Here is a 21,123-nt window from a genome sequence, read left to right on the forward strand (position 1 = left end):
GCTAGTCCTCTTCCTTCATCAGCGAGCGCACGTAGTACCAGCTGATGGCGATGGTGATGATGAGCATCAGGATCGATACGGCGCTTGCCGCGCCGAAGTCGCCGGAGCCGACGCCCATTTGGTAGATGTAGGTGCCCAGCAGGTGGGTCTCGTTGGCCACGCCGCCGGCGTCCTGCAGCAGCTTGATCTGGGTGAAGACGCGCAGGTCCCAGATCAGCTGCAGCAGCAGCACGATCGAGAGGACCGGGGTGATCAGCGGCATGATGATGTAGCGGATGCGCTGGGGCCCGGTGGCGCCGTCCATGGCCGCGGCCTCCAGCACCTCCTCGGAGATCTGGGTCAGCCCCGCGTAGATGCTCAGCGCCACGAACGGCACGGACATCCACACGACGATGACCAGCGCGATGGCGAAGAAGGTGAGCGGCTCGGCCAGCCAGTTGTGGCCCTCGGCGTCGAACCCGAGGCGGGTGAGCAGCCAGTTCAGCACGCCGCGGCGCCAGTCGACGAGCCAGACCCAGACGGTCATGGAGGCGACGACGGGCATCGACCAGGCCAGCAGCATGGAGATCTGCAGGGCCAGCCGGGCGACGGTGCCCACGCGTTTCATGAGGATCGCCAGGAGGAAGCCGATGGCGACGGTGATGCCGGCCGCGAGCAGGCAGAAGAGCAGGGAGCGGCCCAGGATGACCCAGAAGTTCGGGTCGGAGAGCAGGGTCGTGTAGTTCTCGAGCCCGACGAATTCGGGCGGTGCGCCGAACTGCTGCTTCAGGCCGAACTTCTGGAAGCTGGTGTAGATCTGCCAGCCCACCGGGTAGCCCAGTGCTGCGACGAGGATGACCAGCGCGGGGGCGACGAGCCAGAAGGGGGCCTTGGACTTGCGCTTCCGGGCGGGGGGAGCGGGGGGTGTGGCGCTGGCGCGGGCGGGTTCAACCTGTTGCGGTTGCTGCGCCGGCGGTGCCGGGGCGTGGGTGGGCATGAGCTGCTTACGGCCTTTCGTCTCGGCGGTAGCCGACGTACGGGGTGCTGCACCGATGGCGATGGCCGGGGCGGGTTCGCGCCCCGGCCATCGGGATGTGCTACTTCAGGTTCAGCATCGGGGTGATCTGGGCGTCGTATTCCTTCGCCAGGGCCTCGAGGTCCGCGGCGTCGCGGATCTTGCCGAAGAACTCCTCGAGCTTCAGCGAGGACTCGACGGCTGCCCAACCGGGTGCGGCCGGGGTCAGCTTGGAGTTCGATGCCGAGGCGATGGCCGCCTTGGCGAACTCGTCGTCACCCAGCGAGGCGTTGTTGTCCGAGTTTGCCGGGCCCAGGCCGTTCTTGCCGAGCATGTTCTGGTAGTCCGAGGAGAAGATGATGCGCATCAGTTCCTTGGCCAGTTCCGGGTTCTGGGACTTGGCGGAGACACCGATGTTCGAGCCGCCGGCCAGCACGGGTGCCGGCTTGCCGTCGTTGCCCGGGAGCACGAAGGTGGAGAACTTCTTCTCGTTCCAGGTGCGCACGTCCTTGCCGGTCTTCGCATCCTTCTCCAGGTCGCCGATGGACCAGTGGGCCCATCCCGGGGCCATGATGGTGGCTGCGGAAAGCGAGGTCTTGCCGGTGGGCTCGCCTGCTTCGTCGAGGATCTGGTCGGCGTCGTTGATGTAGAGCCACGGGGTGGCGTCCTTGGCGTCGGCCGGTGCCTTGGAAGCGTTCTTGTACAGGTCCTGCAGCTGTGCCAGGCCCTTGAGGGTGTTCGGGTCCGAGAGGGTCGAGACCCACTGGTCGCCTTCCTTCTTGGCCAGTTCGCCGCCGTTGGCGAAGACCCAGGAGATGCCGTTGCGCCAGTCCTGGCCGCCGAGGAAGAAGCCGGAGAAGTTCTTGATGTCGCGCGGGTTCTTCTCGGTGATGGTCTTGACCGCGGTGTTGAACTCGTCAAGGGTCGTGGGGGTCTCGACCCCGGCTTCCTTCCAGACGTCGGCGCGCTGGAACATGTAGCGCGAACCGGCGTAGTACGGGAGGGTGAACTTCTTGCCGTCGACGCTGCCGGCCTCGACGAAGGACGGGATCAGCTTGGCGCCGCCGAGCTCCTCGAACATGTCCGAGATGTCCAGGAAGGCGCCGATGTTGGTGAAGGTCGGGGACTGGGTGTTGCCCATTTCCACGACGTCCGGGGTGTTGTTGGCGTCCGGAAGGGCGGTGGTCATCTTGGTGACGAGGTCGCCCCAGCCCTGTTCCTCGATCTTGAGGGTGGCGCCGGTCTTCTCCTTGAAGGTGTCCTTCAGGTAGGTGCGCAGGGCCTCGGGGGTGTCGGCGCCGGCGAGCCACAGGGTGATCGACTTGTCGGCGTTTGCGGCCGGGTCGAGCGCTGCGGAGGAGCTGGCGCCGGCCGGTGCCGACGATGCTGCGGGGGAGCCGCTGCCGCCGCAGGCGGTCAGGGACAGTGCCGCGGCGGTCGTAAGAGCCGCAAGCCCAAGGTACTTCTTCATTGGAGATCCTTTCGGAGGGTGATTGGGTTTACCGCGGGCAAACCCATGCGAAGGGTCTAGCGTTTTGGATCGGGTCAAGCTGGGTACAACGGGTCAGGCCACTCCCAGTTGGTTCCAAAGAACCATGACTGCGGTACCGCGCAGGACCACGTCCTGCGGTTCCTTGGCGAGGCGTACTTCCACCAGGGGTGGTCTGTGCGGAAGCATCCGCTCCGCCAGCGTCTTTTCGACGCTTCGGCGCAGGGTTCCTTCCAAAAGGTGTGCCGGTCCGCTCAAGACGACTTCGGCCAAATCAAGGGCGCCGACGATGGGCGCCAGGGCTACGGCGAGGCGCTCGCCGGCGATCTGCAGGACATTCTCGGCTGCCGCGCCCGGGTCCTCGAAGGCCGCTGCCGCGGCAAGCCCGCGTTCAAGGAACGGGACCGAGAGCCAGGTTTCGAGGCAGCCGCGCTTGCCGCACTTGCACTCGAGGCCGCCGTCCGTGCCGACCACGACATGGCCGATTTCGCCGGCCGCCGAGTGGACGCCGCGGGCCCGCTGGCCGTTGACCATCAGCCCGGAGCCCACGCCGCGGCCGACCTTGACCAGGATCATGTCGTTTGCGCCGCCCCCGAAGGTGAACTCGGCGAGCACCGCGGCGTCGGCGTCGTTGGACACCAGTGTGGGGAGCCCGGTGTGGGTCTCCAGCAGTTCGCGCAGCGGAACGTTGTTCCAGGCGAGGTTGGGGGCGGTGAGGACCTCGCCCTCGAGGTTGACGATGCCGGGGGTGCCGACGCCGATGCCCAGCAACGGCGCGGTGGCCAGGGCGATGGCGCGGGATGCCAGGTCGAGCACCAGCTCGGTGACCTCCTGGCCCTTCTCGTCAGCCGTGGAGGTTTCGACCCGGTGCAGGATGTTTCCGTCAAGGTCCATGACTGCGGCCCGGAGCACCGAGTTCTCCGCGAGGTCCAGGCCGACGATCTGCAATCCCCGGCGGTTGAGGTCGACCATGATGGCGGGCTTCCCGGGTCGGATTTTCTCGGACTGGCCGAGTTCGATGACGTGGCCGCGTTCGAGCAGTTCGGAGACGAGGTCCGATACCGTGACCCGGGTCAGGCCGAGGGTTCGCGAGAGGTCCGCGCGGCTGAGCGGACCCGTCGAATGGAGGGTCTGCAGGACCAGCGACAGGTTGTGTGCGCGGCCGTGCGACGGCAGTGCCGCAGCGCCTGATGCCATGCTGCGCAGCGGGCCCCGTGAAGTGTTCATGGTTGTTAGTAAACTGTACTAACAAACATTGCGCAAGGGCGGCGGCGCCGAATGTCGGGTCGTGATCGAATTGTGACGTGCGACAAGTTGCGAAAAACCTGCCGGGGAAAGGTTTGCTTCGACCAGCCGGTGGTTCCCCGAGTTGCCCACCGCGGGGAAGGCGTGCGTGAGGTTGGCTACATGCGCCGGGAATCCCCGGGAGCGCCCGGCGCCCAGCTGTCACACTGGACAGTGATGACTACAGCAACCCGCACCGATGCCAGCACCCTCGTGATCCGTCCCGCCGTGGAAGCCGACTACCCGCACATCGCGCGGATCACCGTCGACTCCTACCTGGATGCCGGTCACTTCGATGACCCGAACCACGAGTACCTGCAGTTCGTGCAGCAGGTCGCCGAGCGACACGCATCAGCAGAGATCCTCGTGGCCGAGCGCGGAGGCGTCGTCATCGGCTCCGTCACCCTGGTGCGCCCGGGCAGCCCCTACGCAGACATCGCCCTGGACGGCGAGCTTGAATTCCGCATGCTGGTCATCGACCCGGCCGTGCAGCGAAGCGGGGCGGGCCGTGCCCTTCTCCGCGCCGTCATCGAGCGTGCCCGCGAGATCGAGGACGTGCACACCGTCTCGCTGACCACCGGGGGCCACTGGGTCGCCGCCCGCGCCCTTTACGAGGCCGAAGGGTTCCGGCACACCTCGGAGCGCGACTGGTACGTCCCGAACACCGAGATCGTGCTGGTGGTGTACACGCTGGGGCTCTAGCGCCGGTGCTTTCTCGCCGGTGATTCCTTGCCGGCGCCCCGGGATGCCCGCTGCCTTCACACCGGCGGTGCCTGCTGCGCGGGGCATTGCGTGATGCCGGTTCGAGGTGCTGGCTAGGCTGGAGACGGGGCGCGGACGGCGTTCCCGTCGCCGAGCAAAGGACTTTTCCCGTGAGCGTCATCTTCGAAACCACCATGGCACCGACCAAGCGCGAACTGATGGCCAGCTGGCTGCCGGGACAATCCTGGTTCGCCGGCAACACCGCACCGTCCCTGAGGGTGGTGGGCGGGTTCCGCCTCGACGACCCGGCTGGCAAGGTCGGCCTGGAGATGATCCTGGTGCTCGACGAAGCCCCGGAGGCACCGGTTCTCTACCACGTGCCGCTGAGCTACAGGGGTGAGGCGCTGCCGGGCGCCGAAGGCTTCCTGGTGGGCACCAGCGAGCACGGGGTGCTGGGCACCCGCTGGATCTACGATGCCGCCGGAGACCCGGTGTGGCAGGAGCAGGTACGTGCCCTGGCCGCGGGGAGCGTGCAAGCACAGCACCAGAGCACCTCGAACACGCCGGAGCCTGCGGTCACCGTGGGGTTCGGGCCTTCCACCGGGGAATCGCGCCCGGTCTTCCCCGTGGTCGTCCGCCGCCCGCGGGCGGGTGCGTGGGGATCCGCCGAGGCTCGGGCCTGGATCGGCGCGCCGTGGCCCGCCGGCGCCGGCGATGTCGTGACGGGCGCCGTCATCGAGCTCCTGTAGGGAGCCTCCCGGCCCCGCCGTCCGGGCCCGAAATCGGCGCGGGATCGGCGCCCGCGGCGTACTAGACTAGTGGGGAAACCCATCCGCCCACTTAGGGAGATACATGTCTGCCATCAGCCGTGAGGACGTTGCGCACCTGGCGCACCTGGCCCACATCGAGATGAGCGATGCCGAGCTGGACAAGATGACCGGCGAACTCGGTGTCATTGTCGAAGCAATCGCGTCGGTGTCCGAAGCCGCGTCCGCCGATGTTCCGGCGACCACCCACCCGATTGCGCTCTCCAACGTCTTCCGCGAGGACGTCGTCGGCGAGACGCTGACCGCCGAGGAAGCGCTGCAGAACGCGCCGGATTCCGCCGACACGCGCTTCAAGGTGCCGGCCATTTTGGATGGAGAGTAATTCATGAACGAGATCATTCGTTGCTCCGCAACCGAGCTCGCGGCCAAGCTGCGCGCCGGGGAAGTCACCAGCGTGCAGGCCGTGCAGGCCCACCTGGACCGCATCGCCGAGGTTGACGGTGGAGAGCAGGGCGTCCACGCCTTCCTGCACGTCAATGCCGAAGAAGCATTGGCAGTTGCCGCAGAGGTCGACGCGATCCGCGCCGCCGGCGGTGCCGAGGCGGAGGCGCTGCACCCGTTCGCCGGCGTGCCGATCGCCATCAAGGACCTGATCGTCACCAAGGGCCAGCCCACCACCGCCGCATCGAAGATGCTCGAAGGCTGGATGAGCCCGTACGACGCCACGGTGATCACCAAGATCCGCGCGGCGAAGCTGCCGATGCTGGGCAAGACCAACCTCGACGAGTTCGCGATGGGTTCCTCCACCGAGCACTCGGCGTACGGCCCGACCCGCAACCCGTGGGACCTGAACCGGATCCCCGGCGGCTCCGGTGGCGGCTCCGCCGCCGCGGTTGCCGCGTTCGAGGCCCCGCTGGCCCTGGGCACCGACACCGGCGGCTCGATCCGCCAGCCGGGCGCCGTCACCGGCACCGTCGGCGTGAAGCCGACCTACGGCGGCGTCTCGCGCTACGGCGCTATCGCCATGGCCTCCTCGCTTGACCAGATCGGCCCGGTCACCCGCACCGTGCTGGACTCCGCATACCTGCACGAGCTCATCGGCGGGCACGACGCTGCGGACTCCACCTCGCTGAACGAGCCGGTTCCTGCCCTGGTCGACGCCGCGGAACTCGGTGCCTCCGGCGACATGACCGGCGTGCGCGTCGGCGTCATCAAGGAACTGCAGGGCGAAGGCTACGAGCCGGGCGTGCAGGCGCGCTTCGACGAGTCCCTGGAGGCACTGCGTGCCGCCGGTGCGGAAATCGTCGAGGTTTCCTGCCCGAACTTCAAGTACGCGCTGGGCGCCTACTACCTGATCATGCCCTCGGAGGTCTCCTCCAACCTGGCGAAGTTCGACGGCGTGCGCTTCGGCACCCGCGTGCTCCCCACGGAGGGTCCGCTGACCATCGAACGCGTCATGGGTGCGACCCGTGCCGCGGGCTTCGGTGAAGAGGTCAAGCGCCGCATCATCCTGGGCACCTACGCGCTGAGCGCCGGCTACTACGACGCCTACTACGGCTCCGCGCAGAAGGTCCGCACGCTGATCCAGCGCGACTTCGACGCAGCGTTCGCGCAGGCCGACGTGCTGATCTCCCCGACCAGCCCGACCGTCGCGTTCGAGCTGGGCTCGAAGACCGGCGACCCGCTGGCCATGTACCTCAACGACGTGGCGACGATCCCGGCGAACATGGCCGGCGTCCCGGGCATCACTGTCCCGGGCGGCCTGTCCGAGGGCCTTCCGGTCGGCATCCAGTTCCTGGCCCCGGCCCGCGAGGATGCCCGCCTGTACCGTGCCGGTGCGGCACTTGAGAAGCTGCTGGAGGAGAAGTGGGGCGGCCGGTTGATCGACCAGGCCCCCGAACTCTCCGCCGCCACCACTGGAGGGGTTGCCTAAGATGGCTGCATACACCGATGAACTCGTAGACTTCGACGTCGCACTGGAAAAGTACGACCCGGTGCTGGGCTTCGAGGTCCACGTCGAACTGAACACCAAGACCAAGATGTTCTCGGCCGCGCCGAACGTGTTCGGCGACGAGCCGAACACCAACGTGACACCGGTCTGCCTGGGCCTGCCCGGCGTGCTGCCCGTGGTCAACAAGACCGCCGTGGAATACGCGATCATGATCGGCCTGGCGCTGAACTGCAAGATCGCCGAGACCTGCGGCTTCGCCCGGAAGAACTACTTCTACCCGGACACCCCGAAGAACTTCCAGACCTCGCAGTACGACGACCCGATTGCCTACGACGGCTACCTGGACATCGAGCTCGAGGACGGCGAGGTCTTCCGCGTGGAGATCGAGCGCGCGCACATGGAGGAGGACGCCGGCAAGCTCACCCACATGGGCGGGGCCACCGGCCGCATCCAAGGTGCCGACTTCTCGCTGGTCGACTACAACCGCTCGGGAGTTCCGCTGGTCGAGATCGTGACCAAGCCGATCGTCGGCGCCGGCAAGCGCGCCCCGGAACTGGCCAAGGCCTACGTCGCGGCGATCCGCGAGATCGTCAAGGCGCTGGATGTCTCCGACGCGAAGATGGAGCGCGGCAACGTGCGTTGCGACGCCAACGTCTCGCTGATGCTCAAGGACGCGGAGAAGTTCGGCACCCGCACGGAGACCAAGAACGTGAACTCGCTGCGTGCCGTCGAGCACGCCGTGCGTTTCGAGATCGAGCGCCACGCCGCGGTGCTTAACTCAGGTGCGGCGATCGTGCAGGAAACCCGCCACTGGCACGAGGACACCCGCACCACGACCTCGGGCCGCCCGAAGTCCGACGCCGACGACTACCGCTACTTCCCGGAGCCGGACCTTGTCCCGGTCGTCACCACCCCGGAGTGGATCGAGGAGCTGCGCGCCCGCCTGCCGGAGCCGCCGGCCGAGCGCCGCAAGCGCCTGAAGGCCGAGTGGGGCTACTCGGACGCCGAGTTCCGCGACGTCGTGAACGCCGGCGTCACCGAGGCCATCGAGGAGACCGTTGCCGCCGGAACCACCCCCGCGGTGGCCCGCAAGTGGTGGATGGGCGAGATCGCGCGCCTGGCCAAGAACGCCGACGTCGAGGTCCTGGACCTGGGCGTCGCCCCGGCGACGATCGTCGAGCTGAACTCGCTGATCGAGACCAAGAAGATCAACGACAAGATCGCCCGCCAGGTGCTTGAGTTCGTGGTTGCCGGCGAAGGCACCCCGTCCGAGGTCGTGGAGAAGCGCTCGCTGGCCATCGTCAACGACGATTCCGCCTTGGGCGCCGCGATCGACGCCGCCATGGAGGCCATGCCGGATGTCGTTGAGAAGGTCAAGGCCGGCAAGCTGCAGGCCATTGGCGCGCTGATGGGCCCTGTCATGAAGGCCACCCGCGGACAGGCCGACGCCGGCCGCGTGCGCGAGCTTGTCCTTGAGAAGCTGGGCATCCAGGGCTAACACCCGGCCGTGCCACGAGGCCCCGGTTCCTCCTCGCAGGAGGAACCGGGGCCTTTTGCCGTGTGCCTGCAAGTCGTTGTGGCGCGAAGCGGGAATCAGAAGAGCGGGATTGCGGTGAGGGTCGGCTGCGGGTTCCAGTAGGTGTTGCGCAGCGGCTTCCGCCCGGCGTCCATGAATTCCGGCAGGATGACTGCGGGAAGCTCATCCTCGTTGTGCACGATCTTGACCAGGCCCGCGTGGGCCGCATGGTGGTGGCCGCTGCAGACGGGTGCCCCGTCCTGGATGCGCGTCAGCCCGCCGCTTTCCCAGGGAATGAGGTGGTGGATCTCGCAGTGTTCGGGTGGCACGGTGCACCCGGGCACCAGGCATCCGCCGTCCCTGGCGAGGATCGCCTGGCGCATGTAGTCCGGGAAATACCGTTGTGAGCGCCCCAGGTCCAGGACCTGGCTCTTGCCGTTCATGACGATGGGAATGGCCGCACAATTGCACAGGTTTTGCCGCAGTTCCGCGGCGCCGAGTTTCTGGCCGTGCCGGGTGGTGCCGTTGCCGGTAGCGCGGCCCTCGAGTTCGGCGAGCGTGGTGATGATGACGACGTCTGGTGAGGGCAGTCCCGTGGTCTTCTTCGGGCCGCCCGTCCTGCCGTTGGATTTCAGGAGATTCAGCAGACCCTGCAGGTGGCGTTGCGGGGGAGTGAGCCCGTCCTCGCCCGCGCCTCCCTGGTTGAGGGCCTCGAACGCATCGGGACTTGGGGCCGTGCGCGGAGTTTCCGGGTGGGCCGGCCTGTTGCCGAGGGTGATGGCTGCGAGCTGCTCGGGCGTGGCCAGCGGGTGATCGTGGGAGGGGGAGGCGCCCACGAGGAAATCGGGGTAGGTGGTGCGTTCCGCGTCGGCATCGACCTCGGTGACGGCAATGGACTCCTGGGCGGCGACGGACTCCGGGGCGGAAACGGGCGCCTTGTCCTGCTGGCCGGGGGTGCCGAAGGCCGATTGTCGCAGCGGGCCGTCGCGGTCGCCGGCCTTGGTCCGCGGATTGTCCGTTTGGGCGCAGAGCGAGAGCACGAATTCGGCGTCGCCGGGCATCATGCGCAGCAGGAACTCCACGGTGCCCGAATTCATGCCCCGGTAGAACAACCCGAGCCTGGATCGCAGGACTTCCTCCGAAGGGTCGGTGGTTCCCTGCTCCAGCGCGCCCTGGATGGTGCTCAGAAGGCGTCGGGTGGTGCGGGGGTCCTGGGTACGTACCGATTCGAGGACCTGGCCCTCCAGCTCTGTCGTGAGCGCCTGCGGGTCGGGTTGCTGGTTGATGTGGGGAGCCAATGAGTCGAGCTTCTTCGCTGCGCTGCTGATTTCCCGGGGCGATGCGTCGCCCGTGGCAAGTTCGCCGGCGAGTTTCGGGAACCTCGGGGGCTGGTGCATGCCATTGACGTCGGTGTGCGGCAGCAGGTTGGCCGCCGCTTGCAGGCGGTCGCGCGCCTCGAAGAAGGTCAGGTGCAGCACGTTCTGCAGGAAGTCGACGGGGTTCCTGAACGTCGGGCGGCCGGCGGGGACGGTGCGCGGGTCCTCGGGCAGGGCCGACGCGCCGCTGATGTAGGCGTCGGGTTCCTTGGCCAGGGCACGCAGTCCGTTCAGGTGCGCGGCGGGCAGCTCGTGGGCGAGCGTTCGCTGGGCGAGGTCGGCGGCAAGGATCTGCTGGTAGGCGGCGGAGTGCTGTGCTTGCTCGGCAACCAACGCGAAGTAGCTTGCGCGCGTGGGGGAGGCGGTGCGTTCCGCGATGCGCTGCCCCAGTGCTGCGGCGAGCCGCACCGCCTCGGTGTAGGCGCGCAGTTCATCGTCCGGGGTCGGGCGGGACCCCGGTGCGTCGCCGTGGCCGGCGACGGCTGCGATGAATGAGTCGGTGTGCATGGGACAAGGATGCCGTCGGTGGCGGAGACCCAGGGTAGGGCGGCGCGGGAATGTGGACAAACGGCGGGTTCCGGGATGCTTCTTGACAGGCAAGTGTGTGCTTGCCTTAATGGAGTCGTGGAACTACTGCTGAAGGCCCTCGCCGACCCGACCCGGGCGCTCATCCTCGATGGGTTGGTGGAGCGGGACGGGCAGACGCTCTTCGAGATCTGTGCGCGCCTGGCCGGCAAGCACGGGATCAGCCCGACCCGCCAGGCGGTCTCGCAGCATCTGGCGGTGCTCGAGGCGGCAGGCCTGCTGCGCAGCGAACGCGTGGGCCGCTACAAGTTCCACTATGTTGACACCGAGCCGCTGCGGGAGATCTCGCGCCGGTGGCCGCCGCGGGAGCCTGGGCCGCCGGGCGGCCGGCGGGAACCGGAGGCAGGCACCGAACCATCGTCGGAAAGGACGAAAGCATGAAAATCAACCTGGCAAGCATCTTTGTTGACGACCAGGCCAAGGGGCTGGACTTCTACACCCGCATCCTGGGCTTCGAGAAGAAGAACGACGTCCCCATGGGGGAGTTTTCCTGGTTGACGGTTGTCTCCCCGGAAGCGCCGGACGGAGTCGAGCTGGTGCTGGAACCGGCCAACCACCCCGCCGTCGCACCCTTCCGGGATGCGCTCGTGGCGGACGGGATCCCCTTCACCTCGTTTGCCGTAGCGGATGTGCAGGCGGAGTACGAACGGCTGTCGGGGCTCGGGGTGGTCTTCACCCAGCCGCCCACCGTCATGGGTCCGGTCACCACGGCGGTGTTCGACGACACCTGCGGCAACCTGATCCAGATTGCCGCAATGCTCCAGACCCCGGGGCAGTGAACGCCGCGCCCGGAACAGGGCCGAAGCCCGCCGCGGATGTGGAGATCGGCCCCGAGCTGGTGCGGGCCCTGCTGCGGGCCCAGCACCCGGAGCTGGCCGGGCTGGAGCCTGTGTTTGCGGACGACGGATGGGACAACGCCGTCTACCGGCTCGGCGCGGATCTGGCGGTTCGCCTGCCGCGGCGCGCCGTCGCGAATACGCTGCTGCTCAACGAGGTGCGCTGGCTGCCGTTCCTGGCGCCCCGGCTGCCCGTGCGGGTTCCGGTGCCGCTGCACCGCGGCAGGCCCGGGGAGGGCTACCCCTACCACTGGGCCGTCGTGCCGTGGTTCGACGGGGTGAGCGCCGCCCGTGTTCGTCCGGGGAAACGCGACAGCTATGCACCGGAGTTGGCCACGTTCTTCCGGGCGCTGCATGTCCCGGCACCGGCGGATGCGCCGCGGAATCCCGTGCGCGGCGTGCCGCTGGCGGAGCGGGATGCGGCGGTGCGCGGGAGGCTCGCGGGGTCGGGACGGCCGGAACGCGCCGCACTCCTGGAAATCTGGGACGCGGGGGTCGCGGCGGAGGAGCATCGCGGCCAGAGACTGTGGCTTCACGGGGATCCGCACCCGCACAACATGGTCGTGGGAATCGCGCACCCCGAAGGACCTGGACAGCCGGACCACGGTCTGCGGGCCATCGTCGATTTTGGCGACCTGACGGCCGGGGACCCAGCCAGCGACCTGGCAGTTGCCTGGTTGCACTTCACAGCCCGCGGCAGGGAGACCTTCCGGTGCCGGCTGGAAGGGCATGCCCTGTATTCGCCCGGGACCTGGCGGCGCGCCAGGGCGTGGGCCGTGAACTACGCATCCTTGATGTGGGAGCTTCCGGAGAGGGATCCGCTGCACGGCGTCGGGTTGCATGGCCTGGAACAGCTGATGCTGGATCGCTGAGCGACACGAAGCGCGCCGGCATCCGCGGCGTTGGAACCGTGGCCCTGCCCGAGTCCCGGTTCCTTGGAATTCCGCGTGCACGGTGGGCCCGCTGTGCCAATCGTTGGTGCGAGGTGTGCTCCGATTTCGGGTTCGGAGGATTCGCTGGGTAAGGTTCGGAAAGCTGACACAGAAATTGCGTGGGACCATGTCACGCCAGATTGCTTGGCTGTTGCCCAAACACCGGCCAATGCGAATGGGTGACCAGGGCTTCGCTACGGAGCAGCCGGACGATACGGAGGTGTACCGGGAATGGGGATGCTCGAACGGGAGCAGGGATCGGGCTTGCGCAACGGGCGTGGGCATCGGGGCGACGACCTTCGCCGCCTGAACACCTCCGCGGTCATGAAGCACGTCTTCGACCATCCGGGGCTTTCGCGCTCGGAAATCGCCGCCCGCTTGGGGCTTAGCGCGGCATCGGTTACAAATATCACGTCGTCCCTGCTGGACGCGGGGTTGCTGTGCGCGATGCCGTCCCCAAGCGCCGGGCAGGGGCGGCCGCGGGTCCCCTTGCAGGTCGACAGCAAGTCCTCGTTGGTCATGGGCATCCACCTGGGTCCGCGGACCGCGGGCGTGGTCTTGATGGGCCTGGACGGCAAGGAACGGGCCTCGGTGCTGGTTCCGCACGCCGGTCTTGAGGCGAGTGAAACGATCGAGTTGGTGGTGGCTGCCGCCGAGAAGTTGGTTGCAGCCCACGCCGTGGGGCACCTTTTGCTGGGGACGGGCATCGCCACGGGTGGAATCGTGGACCGGCGTGCCGGGGTGATCATTGACAACCCGGGTGCGAATTGGCAGATGGTTCACGTCATGGACTTGTTGCGTGGCAGGTTGCCCGCGCCCGTGATCCTCGACAACAATGCCCGGGCCGCCGCCCAGTCGGAACTGCTGTACGGCCACGGGCAGCAGTCCGATGACTTCGTTTTGATGGTGATAACCGCAGACATCGGCTCGGTGATGGTCGATGCAGGGCGGATTAGGTCGGGGTTCAGCCAGACGGCGGGCCAGATCGCCCACATGCGGGTCAGCGACGAGCCCAGACCCTGCACCTGCGGAAGAACCGGCTGTTTTGCGGCCGTGGCCTCCGATGACGCAGTGGTGGCTGAGGCCAAACGTCGGGGAATCCGCGGGGCCGGGAACATCGACCTCGTCATCGCCTTGGCGGAAGCGGGAAACGAAGAGATCATCGATCTGCTTGAGCAGCGAAACCGCTATGTGGGTCGGGCGGCAAGCCAACTGATAGACATCCATGATCCCGAGCTTCTGGTGGTGGCGGGTACACCTTCCGAAACCCCCGCAGTCTTCGGGGCGTTGACGGGGGAAGTCGCAAAATCCGCACACATGGGACTGGGTGCGGCGGGCCGTGTGGTCCTGTCCTCCGAGCACGTGTTCTCGTTGTCGCTCTTTGCCGGATCCACGGTGGTGGAAGCCGTATTGTCGGACCCTTTGGGCGTTGTCGACTCCAAGGTCGGCCTCGTCCACTGACGCACCCTCGCCGGGCGGTCGATGGCGCCGCCGGGCGCGCCGAAATCCTTTTGCGGCGGGCGAAGCGGGAACGGGCCCGGCCAAGAACCGGGTGGCGCGGTTTTCCAGGAATTGTTGACAGGGTGAACTGCATCTGGTTTATTTTAGAGCGTGAAAAAAACAAGTGAGGCCAATCACAGGTCGTGATGCCTTGCTGTCTCCGCTCTTCACGCGGCGGCGACATGCGGATCATTTGTACGGGAGGAGCATCATGTCAACGAAGAAGATGTTGGCCGCAGCAGCGGCCTCGGCGGCCTTCATGCTGGTAGCCAGCGGCTGCTCGGCAGGGGCGTCGGCAGGACCTGCGGCAGGCGGCGAAAAGAGGCTGTCATTCCAGATGGCCGAACCCACGTCCTTGGTGCCGCACCAGGCTCCGGGAAGCCAGGTGGCGATGGCGTTGTGCGCCAACCTGATGGAAGTCAACACCGAAACCCAGGAGCTGAGCCCCCTGGCCGCGAAATCGGTGACGAGCGATGATTCCAAGACCTGGAAGATTGCCCTGCAGGACGGGTGGACCTTCCACGACGGGTCTCCGGTCACCGCCAGCTCCTTCGCCAAGGCCTGGGACAAAACGGCCACGGGTGCCAACGCCTGGCAGGGCAACGGCAATTTCGCATCCTTCGTCGGCTACCAGGACTTGAACCCGACCGACGGGTCCAAGCCGAAGACCGACACACTGTCCGGCGTGAAGGTCATCGACGACCAGAACCTGGAAGTGACACTCAACGCGCCGAACGCCGACTTCCCCAAGCTCTTGAGCACGGCGTCCCTGTGCCCGCTTCCGGAACAGGCGTTCAGCGACCCAGAGGCCTACGAGAAGAACCCGTTTTCCAACGGTCCCTACAAGTTCGTGTCATGGGACCACAATGTTGAAGTCGTGATGGAGAAGTGGGACGGCTTCAAGGGCGGCGCCGGTTTCACCGGTGGCGCCGACAAGCTCGTCGGGCAGATCTACACCGCGGTCGATGCCGCCTACACCGACATGACGGCCGGAAACCTGGACATGATCCGCAACGTCCCGGCGACGATGGTTTCGAAGGCCAAGGGCCAGCTCGGCGAGGAATCCCTCTACGAAGTGAAAACCGCGTCGAAGCAGTACACGCTGCAGATCCCCGAGTACGTCAAGGGCCTCGAAAACCCCGACCTGCGTCGGGCGATCTCCATGTCGATCGACCGTGCGTCGATTGCCACGTCGCTGCTGCAAGGCTACGCGGCTCCGTCCGACTCCCTGGTTCCGCCGTCCCTGGATTCCTACCGCGAAGGTTCGTGCGAGGCATGCACGTTCGACCCGGCCAAGGCCAAGGACCTGCTGGCGAAGGCCGGCGGATTCGACGGCACGTTGATCATCGAGCACAACTCCGCAGCCGACCAGCAGCTGGTCCAGGCGATCTCCAAGCAGATCCAGGACAACCTGGGCATCAAGGTGCAGCTCAAGCCGATGCTTGCCACCGAACTCGATTCCCGGCGCAACGGCAAGAAGCTCGAGGGCGCAGTCTTCGGCCTGTGGGGCTGGTCCTACAAGAGCCCCGACCAGTACCTGAGCCAATACGAGACCGGCGGCGACGGCAACGCGACCACGGGCTACTCCAACGACGCCGTCGACAAGATGCTTCGCGCCGCCCGCGGCGAGCAGGACGCCACCCAGTCGGCGGACCTTTACGCACAGGCGGAAGCCCTGATCATGAAGGACATGCCGGCGATCCCGCTGTTCATCCCGACCGACTTCGGCCTGAAGTCCAAGTGCACCGTGATGAACGATTCGCAGGGCGACCTGCAGTACTACCGCGCCGGCTACGGCTGCTAGAGGAGCACAACACTTGCGCTTCGGGGTTTGCCGGCTATGACATGCCGGCAAACCCCGAAGCGCGGATGCGGCCCCAGTGGTCGCGAAAGGAAGCAGTTGCATGCTTGGATACACACTTCGCAGGGTCCTGCAGATGGTCCCGGTGGTCATCGGTGCCACGTTCATCATCTACGCCCTGACGTTCCTGATGCCCGGGGACCCCGTCGCCGCGCTCACCGGCGAGCGGCCCCTGCCAGAGTCCACGGTCGCCCAGATCCGCCTGGCCTACCACCTCGATGACCCGTTCCTGGTCCAGTACGGCAACTACATGCTGGGCCTGCTCCAGGGGAACTTCGGCATCGACTTCTTCGGCCGCCCGGTCCTGGGTCTGATCATCGAGCGCCTGCCGACCACCTTTGCCCTGGCCATGACGGCCTGGGTGCTGAAGATGGCCATCGGCCTGGCCATCGGCGTCTACGGCGGGCTGCGCAACGGGCAGGCCGGGGACCACTTCGCCCTGGTCTTCACCGTCATTTTCCTGGGCATCCCCGGCTTCGTCATCGCCCTGGGCGCACAGACGGTCTTCGGCGTCCAGCTGGGCTGGGTGGATCCCGCAGGCATCCGTGCCGGCTGGCCCATGGCCTTCATCCTCCCGGCGCTGGTCATGGCCGTCGAGGCCTCCGCGGGCCTGGCGCGGCTGACCCGCACCTCGCTGGTGGACGTGCTGCGGGCCGAGTACCTGCGCACCGCGCGCGCCAAGGGACTCTCCCCGCAGCGCATCATCTGGGGCCACGCCCTGCGCAACGCCATGATCCCGGTGGTCACCTACCTGGGCCTGTCCCTGGCGGGCATGCTCGGCGGCGCGGTGATCATCGAGGCGATCTTCAACATCCCGGGCATCGGGGGGTTGATGGTCACCTCGATCAACAACAAGGAGGGCACCGTCGTGGTGGGCATCGCCACGATGCTCGTGCTGGTCTACCTGATTTTCAACCTGCTCGTGGACCTGCTCTACGGCATCATCGACCCGAGGGTACGGATATGAGCCAAGAAACCGAAACCACCAAGGGTCCGGACTCCGGCATCGACCCGTCGGCCGCGGACCCGCTGGCCCCGACCAACCCGATCACGCCCCCGGCCGGCCTGAAGAACCCGGAGGGTTCCCCGGTGACCCCGGTGGGCTTCGCCCGCCGCACGTCCGGCAAGAAGGTCAACCACGGCCCGGCCTGGCGCAAGCCGCGCTTCCTGATCTCCGGGTCCATCGTCGCCCTCATGCTGCTCATGGCCGCGTTCCCGCAGCTGTTCGCCGGCTTTGGCGCGGACCCTAGCGCGAACTGCGACATCATGAACACCAACCAGGCACCCAGCGCCGGGCACATCTTCGGCATGGACATCCAGGGCTGCGACTACTACACCAACGTGGTGTTCGGGGCCCGCGCATCGATCCTCGTCGGCATCGTGGTCACCGCGATCTCGTTCGCGATCTCCGCGTTCCTCGGGGCGCTGGCCGGGTACTTCGGCGGCTGGGTAGACACGATCATCTCCCGGGCCTGCGACATGGCGTTCGGTCTGCCGTTCATCCTGGCCGCGATCGTGGTGCTGCAGCTGTTCAGCGAACGCACCGTCTGGACCGTCATCTTCGCCCTGGCACTCTTCTCCTGGCCCGGCGGGGTGCGCTTCATGCGCTCCTCGGTGCTGGAGGTGCGCAACCGCGAATACGTCCAGGCCTCCCGGCTGCTGGGCGCCTCCCACGGGCGGATCATCAAGACCCACATCGTCCCGAACTCGCTGACCCCGCTGCTGGTGCTCCAGACCCTGGGCATCGGCGGGGTCATCTCCGCCGAGGCAGGTCTCACGTTCATCGGCATCGGGCTCACCCCGCCCTCGGTGTCATGGGGCCTGCAGCTGGCGGCGGCGCGCGACTACATTTCCGCGGCCCCGCACCTGCTCATCTTCCCCGCGATCTTCCTGACCATCACCGTGCTTGGCTTCGTGCTCTTTGGCGAGGCACTGCGCGACGAGTTCGACCCGAAAGGCAAATAACGTGGGCACCCACCAACACGCAACCCCCGCAACGGGTCCCTCCGCCGCCGACGCGGCGGACGAGGTGCTGCTGCGCGTGAAGGACCTCGAGGTCGAATTCAACACCTCCCGCGGCATCGCCACCGCCGTGAACGGGATGAACTTCGAGGTCAAGCGCGGTCAGGCGCTGGGCATCCTGGGCGAATCCGGCTCCGGCAAGTCCGTGACGGCGCGGGCCATCATGGGCATCCTCGACATGCCGCCCGCGCACATCCCGCGCGGTCAGATCCTGCTCGAGGGCGAGGACCTGCTTACTGTCACGCCCAAGCGGCACCGCCAGCTGGTCGGCTCACGCGTCTCGATGGTCTTCCAGGACGCGCTGACGGCACTGAACCCGGTGCACCCCGTGGGACGGCAGATCGGTGAGCTCTACCGCGTGCACCGAGGCTACTCCCGCAAGGCGGCCAAGGCCGCGGCCATCGCGATGATGGACAGGGTCAAGATCCCCGCCGCCGCGAAGCGAGTGAACGACTACCCCCACCAGTTCTCCGGGGGCATGCGCCAACGCATCGTGATCGCCATGGCCCTGGCCCTTGACCCGGTGCTGCTGATCGCGGACGAACCCACCACGGCACTGGATGTCACGGTGCAGGCGCAGATCCTCGAACTGCTCAAGGAGCAGCAGGCTGAACGGAACATGGGCCTGATCCTGATCACCCACGACATCTCCGTGGTCAAGGAGGTCACCGACCAGGTAGCTGTCATGTATGCGGGGCGGGTCGTCGAACACGGCCCCACGGCGGAGGTCCTGGAGCGCCCGGGCCACCCGTACGCCCGGGGGCTGGCGGCCTCGGTCGCCGGGGAGGAGCTCAAGGGCCGGCGGCTGCCGGCCATCCCGGGCACGCCGCCGGATTTGCTGCGCCTTCCGCAGGGCTGCTCGTTCGCGACCCGCTGTTCGTTTGCCACAGACCGGTGCCGGGAATCGATTCCCGGCCTGGAAACCCTCGAAGCAGGCCGCTTCGCCGCCTGCTTCCATACCCAGGAGGTCCTGAACCGTGTCAGCGCCTGAAACCCTCGCCCGGTCCGCCGGCGCGGCCCCGGCGGGAACCACCCCGTTGATGGAACTGCGCGGGGTCAAGCAGCACTACGCCGTGGCCCGCCACCTGCCGATCGGCCCGCGCAAGGTCGTCAAGGCCATGGACGGCGTCGACCTGGCCGTCGCCGCGGGGGAGACCCTGGGCGTCATCGGCGAATCCGGGTGCGGCAAGTCCACCCTCGCCCGCGTGATGGCCGGGCTGGAGAAACCCACCGAGGGCCAGGTGCTCTTCCGCGGCACCGACATCAACGACCTGCGCGGAGACGAGCGCCGCGAAATGCGCCGGAACATCCAGCTGATCTTCCAGGACCCCTACTCCTCGCTGAACCCGCGGATGACCGTGGAGCAGCTGGTCGGCGAACCCTTCGAGATCCACCCGGACATCGCCCCGAAGTCCGGGCGCAAGGCGAAGATCAAGGAGCTGCTGGAACTCGTCGGCCTGAACCCGGACCACGCGGAACGCTACCCGCACAACTTCTCCGGCGGGCAGCAGCAACGCATCGGCATCGCCCGGGGCATCGCGCTGAACCCGAAGATGCTCATCTGCGACGAACCGGTTTCGGCGCTGGATGTCTCGGTCCGCGCCCAGGTGGTGAACCTGCTGGACGACCTTCAAAAGGAGCTGGGGCTTTCCTACCTGTTCATCGCCCACGACCTGCAGATCGTCCGGCACATCTCCGACCGGGTGGCCACCATGTACCTGGGCCGCATCGTCGAGCTGGGCACCTACGCCGAGCTTTACGACAACACCGCCCAGCCCTACACCCGGGCGCTGCTCTCCGCGGCCCCGGAACTGCGCCGGCACGACGGCACCGACAGGGAACGGATCATCCTGCAGGGGGACCCTCCCTCGCCGATCGACCCGCCGGCCGGTTGCCGCTTCCACACCCGGTGCCCGATGGCCCAGGCCATCTGCGCCACCCGGGAACCCGAACTCATCCCGCTCGGTCCCACGCACGTGGCCCGCTGCCACTTCGCCACCGACCTCGCGGCCAATTAGCACCGCCTCCGTGCGCCCGGAACGGCGGAGCACGGGCACCCGTCCAAAGTCTTGTACCAACCAAAGGAGTAATTTCGTGGATCTCAAAGTAGGCGTTGTCGGGTTCGGCCTGCGCGCCGGCCTGTACCAGCACGCCCACCGCCCCGGCGAGGGCTCGGCGGTGACGATGGTGTGCGACACCTCGGAGCGCGGACGCGCCGACGCCGCGGCCAAACTGCCCGGGGCAAGAATCACCGCGGACCTGGACGAGCTGCTCAACGCGGGCCTGGATGCCGTGCTGGTGCTGACCCCGGACAACCAGCACGCGGCAGTCGCCAAGCGGACCCTGGAGGCCGGCATCCCGACGTTCTGCGAAAAGCCGCTGGATGTCACCCTGGAAGCGGCCGACGAGGTGCTTGAAACCGCCTTCCGCACCGGCACCAAGCTGTATGTCGGCCACAACATGCGCCACATGCCGGTGGTCCGGCAGATGCGCGAGCTCATCGAATCCGGTGCCATCGGCGAGGTCAAGGCCGTCTGGTGCCGCCACTTCGTGGGCAACGGCGGCGACTACTACTTCAAGGACTGGCACGCGGAGCGCAAGAACACCACCAGCCTGCTGCTGCAGAAGGGGGCGCACGACATCGACGTGATCCACTGGCTGGCCGGCGGCTACACCGAGTCCGTTTCCGCCGTCGGGGACCTGGCCGTGTACGGGGACGTCGAATCCCGCCGCGACAACACCGACCGCCGCATGCGGGACTGGTTCTCGCTGGAGAACTGGCCGCCGACCGCGCAGACGGACCTGAACCCGGTCATCGACGTGGAGGACATTTCCATGATGCAGATGAAGCTGGACAACGGGGTGCTTGCCTCCTACCAGCAGTGCCACTTCACCCCCGACTACTGGCGGAACTACACGGTCATCGGCACCGCGGGCCGCCTGGAGAACTTCGGCGACGACGCGGGAAACAAGATCAAGGTGTGGAACACCCGCAGCCAGAACGGCTACGTCGAGGCCGACCTCGAGGTGGAGATCGAGGCGGCCGACGGTGGCCACGGAGGCGCCGACCCGCGCCTGATCGCCGAGTTCCTGCGCTTCGCCGCGGAGGGCGGGCCCACCGAGACCTCGCCCGTCGCCGCCCGTGCTGCGGTTGCCGCGGGCGTGCTGGCCACCGAGTCGCTGCGCGGGGACGGTTCCGCGCGGGAGGTCCCGCCGCTCGACGCCGGGCTGCTCTCCTACTTCGCCGCGAACCAGGAGCATGCGGCCCTCCGGACCGGAAGCAACGCGCTCCCCGCCTGAAAGGAAAG

19 protein-coding genes are annotated in these 21,123 nt (G+C 67.3%); 15 read left to right on the plus strand and 4 right to left on the minus strand.

From position 1 onward, the window contains the following. Position 1: 1 nt before the first annotated feature. The 3 genes from ACSYDW_RS10515 to ACSYDW_RS10525 form a co-directional block, all read right to left on the minus strand. Positions 2–976, minus strand: a complete 975-nt coding sequence (locus ACSYDW_RS10515) for a carbohydrate ABC transporter permease (RefSeq protein ID WP_438338687.1) — start codon at positions 974–976, stop codon at positions 2–4. A gap of 100 nt (positions 977–1,076) precedes the next feature. Beyond that, positions 1,077–2,465 carry an extracellular solute-binding protein gene (locus tag ACSYDW_RS10520; protein WP_438338688.1) on the minus strand — a complete coding sequence of 463 codons (1,389 nt, stop codon included), beginning with the start codon at positions 2,463–2,465 and terminating at the stop codon, positions 1,077–1,079. A gap of 93 nt (positions 2,466–2,558) precedes the next feature. Continuing rightward, the gene (locus ACSYDW_RS10525) at positions 2,559–3,710 is read right to left on the minus strand and encodes an ROK family protein (protein WP_438338689.1); all 1,152 of its coding nucleotides are present in this window, start codon (positions 3,708–3,710) and stop codon (positions 2,559–2,561) included. Positions 3,711–3,944: 234 nt separating this feature from the next. Between ACSYDW_RS10525 and ACSYDW_RS10530 the strand changes: the two genes are divergently transcribed. The 5 genes from ACSYDW_RS10530 to gatB all read left to right on the plus strand — a co-directional run bounded on the left by ACSYDW_RS10530 (position 3,945) and on the right by gatB (position 8,685). Then, entirely contained in the window at positions 3,945–4,469 is a 525-nt protein-coding gene (locus ACSYDW_RS10530) for a GNAT family N-acetyltransferase (RefSeq protein WP_438338690.1), read from the plus strand. A gap of 170 nt (positions 4,470–4,639) precedes the next feature. After that, a complete protein-coding gene (locus ACSYDW_RS10535; RefSeq protein ID WP_438338691.1) occupies positions 4,640–5,218 on the plus strand; it encodes a maltokinase N-terminal cap-like domain-containing protein in 579 nt (192 codons plus the stop codon). Positions 5,219–5,321: 103 nt separating this feature from the next. Continuing rightward, positions 5,322–5,618, plus strand: a complete 297-nt coding sequence (gene gatC, locus ACSYDW_RS10540; RefSeq protein ID WP_438338692.1) for an Asp-tRNA(Asn)/Glu-tRNA(Gln) amidotransferase subunit GatC — start codon at positions 5,322–5,324, stop codon at positions 5,616–5,618. Positions 5,619–5,621: 3 nt separating this feature from the next. Beyond that, positions 5,622–7,169: an Asp-tRNA(Asn)/Glu-tRNA(Gln) amidotransferase subunit GatA gene (gatA, locus tag ACSYDW_RS10545; protein WP_438338693.1), complete on the plus strand. Its 1,548-nt coding sequence runs from the start codon at positions 5,622–5,624 to the stop codon at positions 7,167–7,169. Position 7,170: 1 nt separating this feature from the next. Next, complete coding sequence (gene gatB, locus ACSYDW_RS10550; protein WP_438338694.1) at positions 7,171–8,685, plus strand: Asp-tRNA(Asn)/Glu-tRNA(Gln) amidotransferase subunit GatB; 1,515 nt, start codon at positions 7,171–7,173, stop codon at positions 8,683–8,685. 95 nt (positions 8,686–8,780) lie between these two features. Here the strand turns inward: gatB and ACSYDW_RS10555 are convergent, their stop codons facing one another. Beyond that, positions 8,781–10,586 (minus strand): HNH endonuclease signature motif containing protein, encoded by a 1,806-nt coding sequence (locus tag ACSYDW_RS10555; protein ID WP_438338695.1) that lies wholly within the window; start codon positions 10,584–10,586, stop codon positions 8,781–8,783. Positions 10,587–10,703: 117 nt separating this feature from the next. On the opposite strand from ACSYDW_RS10555, the gene ACSYDW_RS10560 reads away from it, so the two are divergent. The 10 genes from ACSYDW_RS10560 to ACSYDW_RS10605 all read left to right on the plus strand — a co-directional run bounded on the left by ACSYDW_RS10560 (position 10,704) and on the right by ACSYDW_RS10605 (position 21,115). Continuing rightward, positions 10,704–11,045 carry an ArsR/SmtB family transcription factor gene (locus ACSYDW_RS10560; RefSeq protein WP_438338696.1) on the plus strand — a complete coding sequence of 114 codons (342 nt, stop codon included), beginning with the start codon at positions 10,704–10,706 and terminating at the stop codon, positions 11,043–11,045. Further along, complete coding sequence (locus ACSYDW_RS10565) at positions 11,042–11,443, plus strand: VOC family protein (RefSeq protein ID WP_438338697.1); 402 nt, start codon at positions 11,042–11,044, stop codon at positions 11,441–11,443. Before ACSYDW_RS10560 ends, ACSYDW_RS10565 begins: the two co-directional genes overlap by 4 nt. After that, positions 11,440–12,372 (plus strand): aminoglycoside phosphotransferase family protein, encoded by a 933-nt coding sequence (locus ACSYDW_RS10570; protein WP_438338698.1) that lies wholly within the window; start codon positions 11,440–11,442, stop codon positions 12,370–12,372. Before ACSYDW_RS10565 ends, ACSYDW_RS10570 begins: the two co-directional genes overlap by 4 nt. A 291-nt stretch (positions 12,373–12,663) precedes the next feature. Then, positions 12,664–13,893, plus strand: a complete 1,230-nt coding sequence (locus ACSYDW_RS10575) for an ROK family protein (RefSeq protein ID WP_438338699.1) — start codon at positions 12,664–12,666, stop codon at positions 13,891–13,893. 250 nt (positions 13,894–14,143) lie between these two features. Next, a complete protein-coding gene (locus ACSYDW_RS10580; protein ID WP_438338700.1) occupies positions 14,144–15,736 on the plus strand; it encodes a peptide ABC transporter substrate-binding protein in 1,593 nt (530 codons plus the stop codon). A 100-nt stretch (positions 15,737–15,836) separates the two neighbouring features. After that, positions 15,837–16,760 carry an ABC transporter permease gene (locus ACSYDW_RS10585; RefSeq protein ID WP_438338701.1) on the plus strand — a complete coding sequence of 308 codons (924 nt, stop codon included), beginning with the start codon at positions 15,837–15,839 and terminating at the stop codon, positions 16,758–16,760. Continuing rightward, positions 16,757–17,758 (plus strand): ABC transporter permease, encoded by a 1,002-nt coding sequence (locus tag ACSYDW_RS10590; RefSeq protein ID WP_438338702.1) that lies wholly within the window; start codon positions 16,757–16,759, stop codon positions 17,756–17,758. Before ACSYDW_RS10585 ends, ACSYDW_RS10590 begins: the two co-directional genes overlap by 4 nt. Before the next feature lies 1 nt (position 17,759). After that, a complete protein-coding gene (locus ACSYDW_RS10595) occupies positions 17,760–18,806 on the plus strand; it encodes an ABC transporter ATP-binding protein (protein ID WP_438338703.1) in 1,047 nt (348 codons plus the stop codon). Beyond that, positions 18,793–19,833 (plus strand): ABC transporter ATP-binding protein, encoded by a 1,041-nt coding sequence (locus ACSYDW_RS10600; protein WP_438338704.1) that lies wholly within the window; start codon positions 18,793–18,795, stop codon positions 19,831–19,833. Before ACSYDW_RS10595 ends, ACSYDW_RS10600 begins: the two co-directional genes overlap by 14 nt. A gap of 76 nt (positions 19,834–19,909) precedes the next feature. Continuing rightward, positions 19,910–21,115: a Gfo/Idh/MocA family protein gene (locus ACSYDW_RS10605; protein WP_438338705.1), complete on the plus strand. Its 1,206-nt coding sequence runs from the start codon at positions 19,910–19,912 to the stop codon at positions 21,113–21,115. The last annotated feature ends 8 nt before the right edge of the window (positions 21,116–21,123 follow it).

Origin of the sequence: Paeniglutamicibacter selenitireducens, from assembly GCF_051550675.1 — a bacterium.
Classification (GTDB): Bacteria; Actinomycetota; Actinomycetes; order Actinomycetales; family Micrococcaceae; genus Paeniglutamicibacter.

Bases quoted from the DNA above. Each gene is read 5' to 3' on its own strand.
- ACSYDW_RS10515 (WP_438338687.1), bottom strand. From the start codon at position 976: ATGCCCACCCACGCCCCGGCACCGCCGGCGCAGCAACCGCAACAGGTT.
- ACSYDW_RS10520 (WP_438338688.1), bottom strand. From the start codon at position 2,465: ATGAAGAAGTACCTTGGGCTTGCGGCTCTTACGACCGCCGCGGCACTG.
- ACSYDW_RS10525 (WP_438338689.1), bottom strand. From the start codon at position 3,710: ATGAACACTTCACGGGGCCCGCTGCGCAGCATGGCATCAGGCGCTGCG.
- ACSYDW_RS10530 (WP_438338690.1), top strand. From the start codon at position 3,945: ATGACTACAGCAACCCGCACCGATGCCAGCACCCTCGTGATCCGTCCC.
- gatC (WP_438338692.1), top strand. From the start codon at position 5,322: ATGTCTGCCATCAGCCGTGAGGACGTTGCGCACCTGGCGCACCTGGCC.
- gatA (WP_438338693.1), top strand. From the start codon at position 5,622: ATGAACGAGATCATTCGTTGCTCCGCAACCGAGCTCGCGGCCAAGCTG.
- gatB (WP_438338694.1), top strand. From the start codon at position 7,171: ATGGCTGCATACACCGATGAACTCGTAGACTTCGACGTCGCACTGGAA.
- ACSYDW_RS10555 (WP_438338695.1), bottom strand. From the start codon at position 10,586: ATGCACACCGACTCATTCATCGCAGCCGTCGCCGGCCACGGCGACGCA.
- ACSYDW_RS10565 (WP_438338697.1), top strand. From the start codon at position 11,042: ATGAAAATCAACCTGGCAAGCATCTTTGTTGACGACCAGGCCAAGGGG.
- ACSYDW_RS10575 (WP_438338699.1), top strand. From the start codon at position 12,664: ATGGGGATGCTCGAACGGGAGCAGGGATCGGGCTTGCGCAACGGGCGT.
- ACSYDW_RS10580 (WP_438338700.1), top strand. From the start codon at position 14,144: ATGTCAACGAAGAAGATGTTGGCCGCAGCAGCGGCCTCGGCGGCCTTC.
- ACSYDW_RS10585 (WP_438338701.1), top strand. From the start codon at position 15,837: ATGCTTGGATACACACTTCGCAGGGTCCTGCAGATGGTCCCGGTGGTC.
- ACSYDW_RS10590 (WP_438338702.1), top strand. From the start codon at position 16,757: ATGAGCCAAGAAACCGAAACCACCAAGGGTCCGGACTCCGGCATCGAC.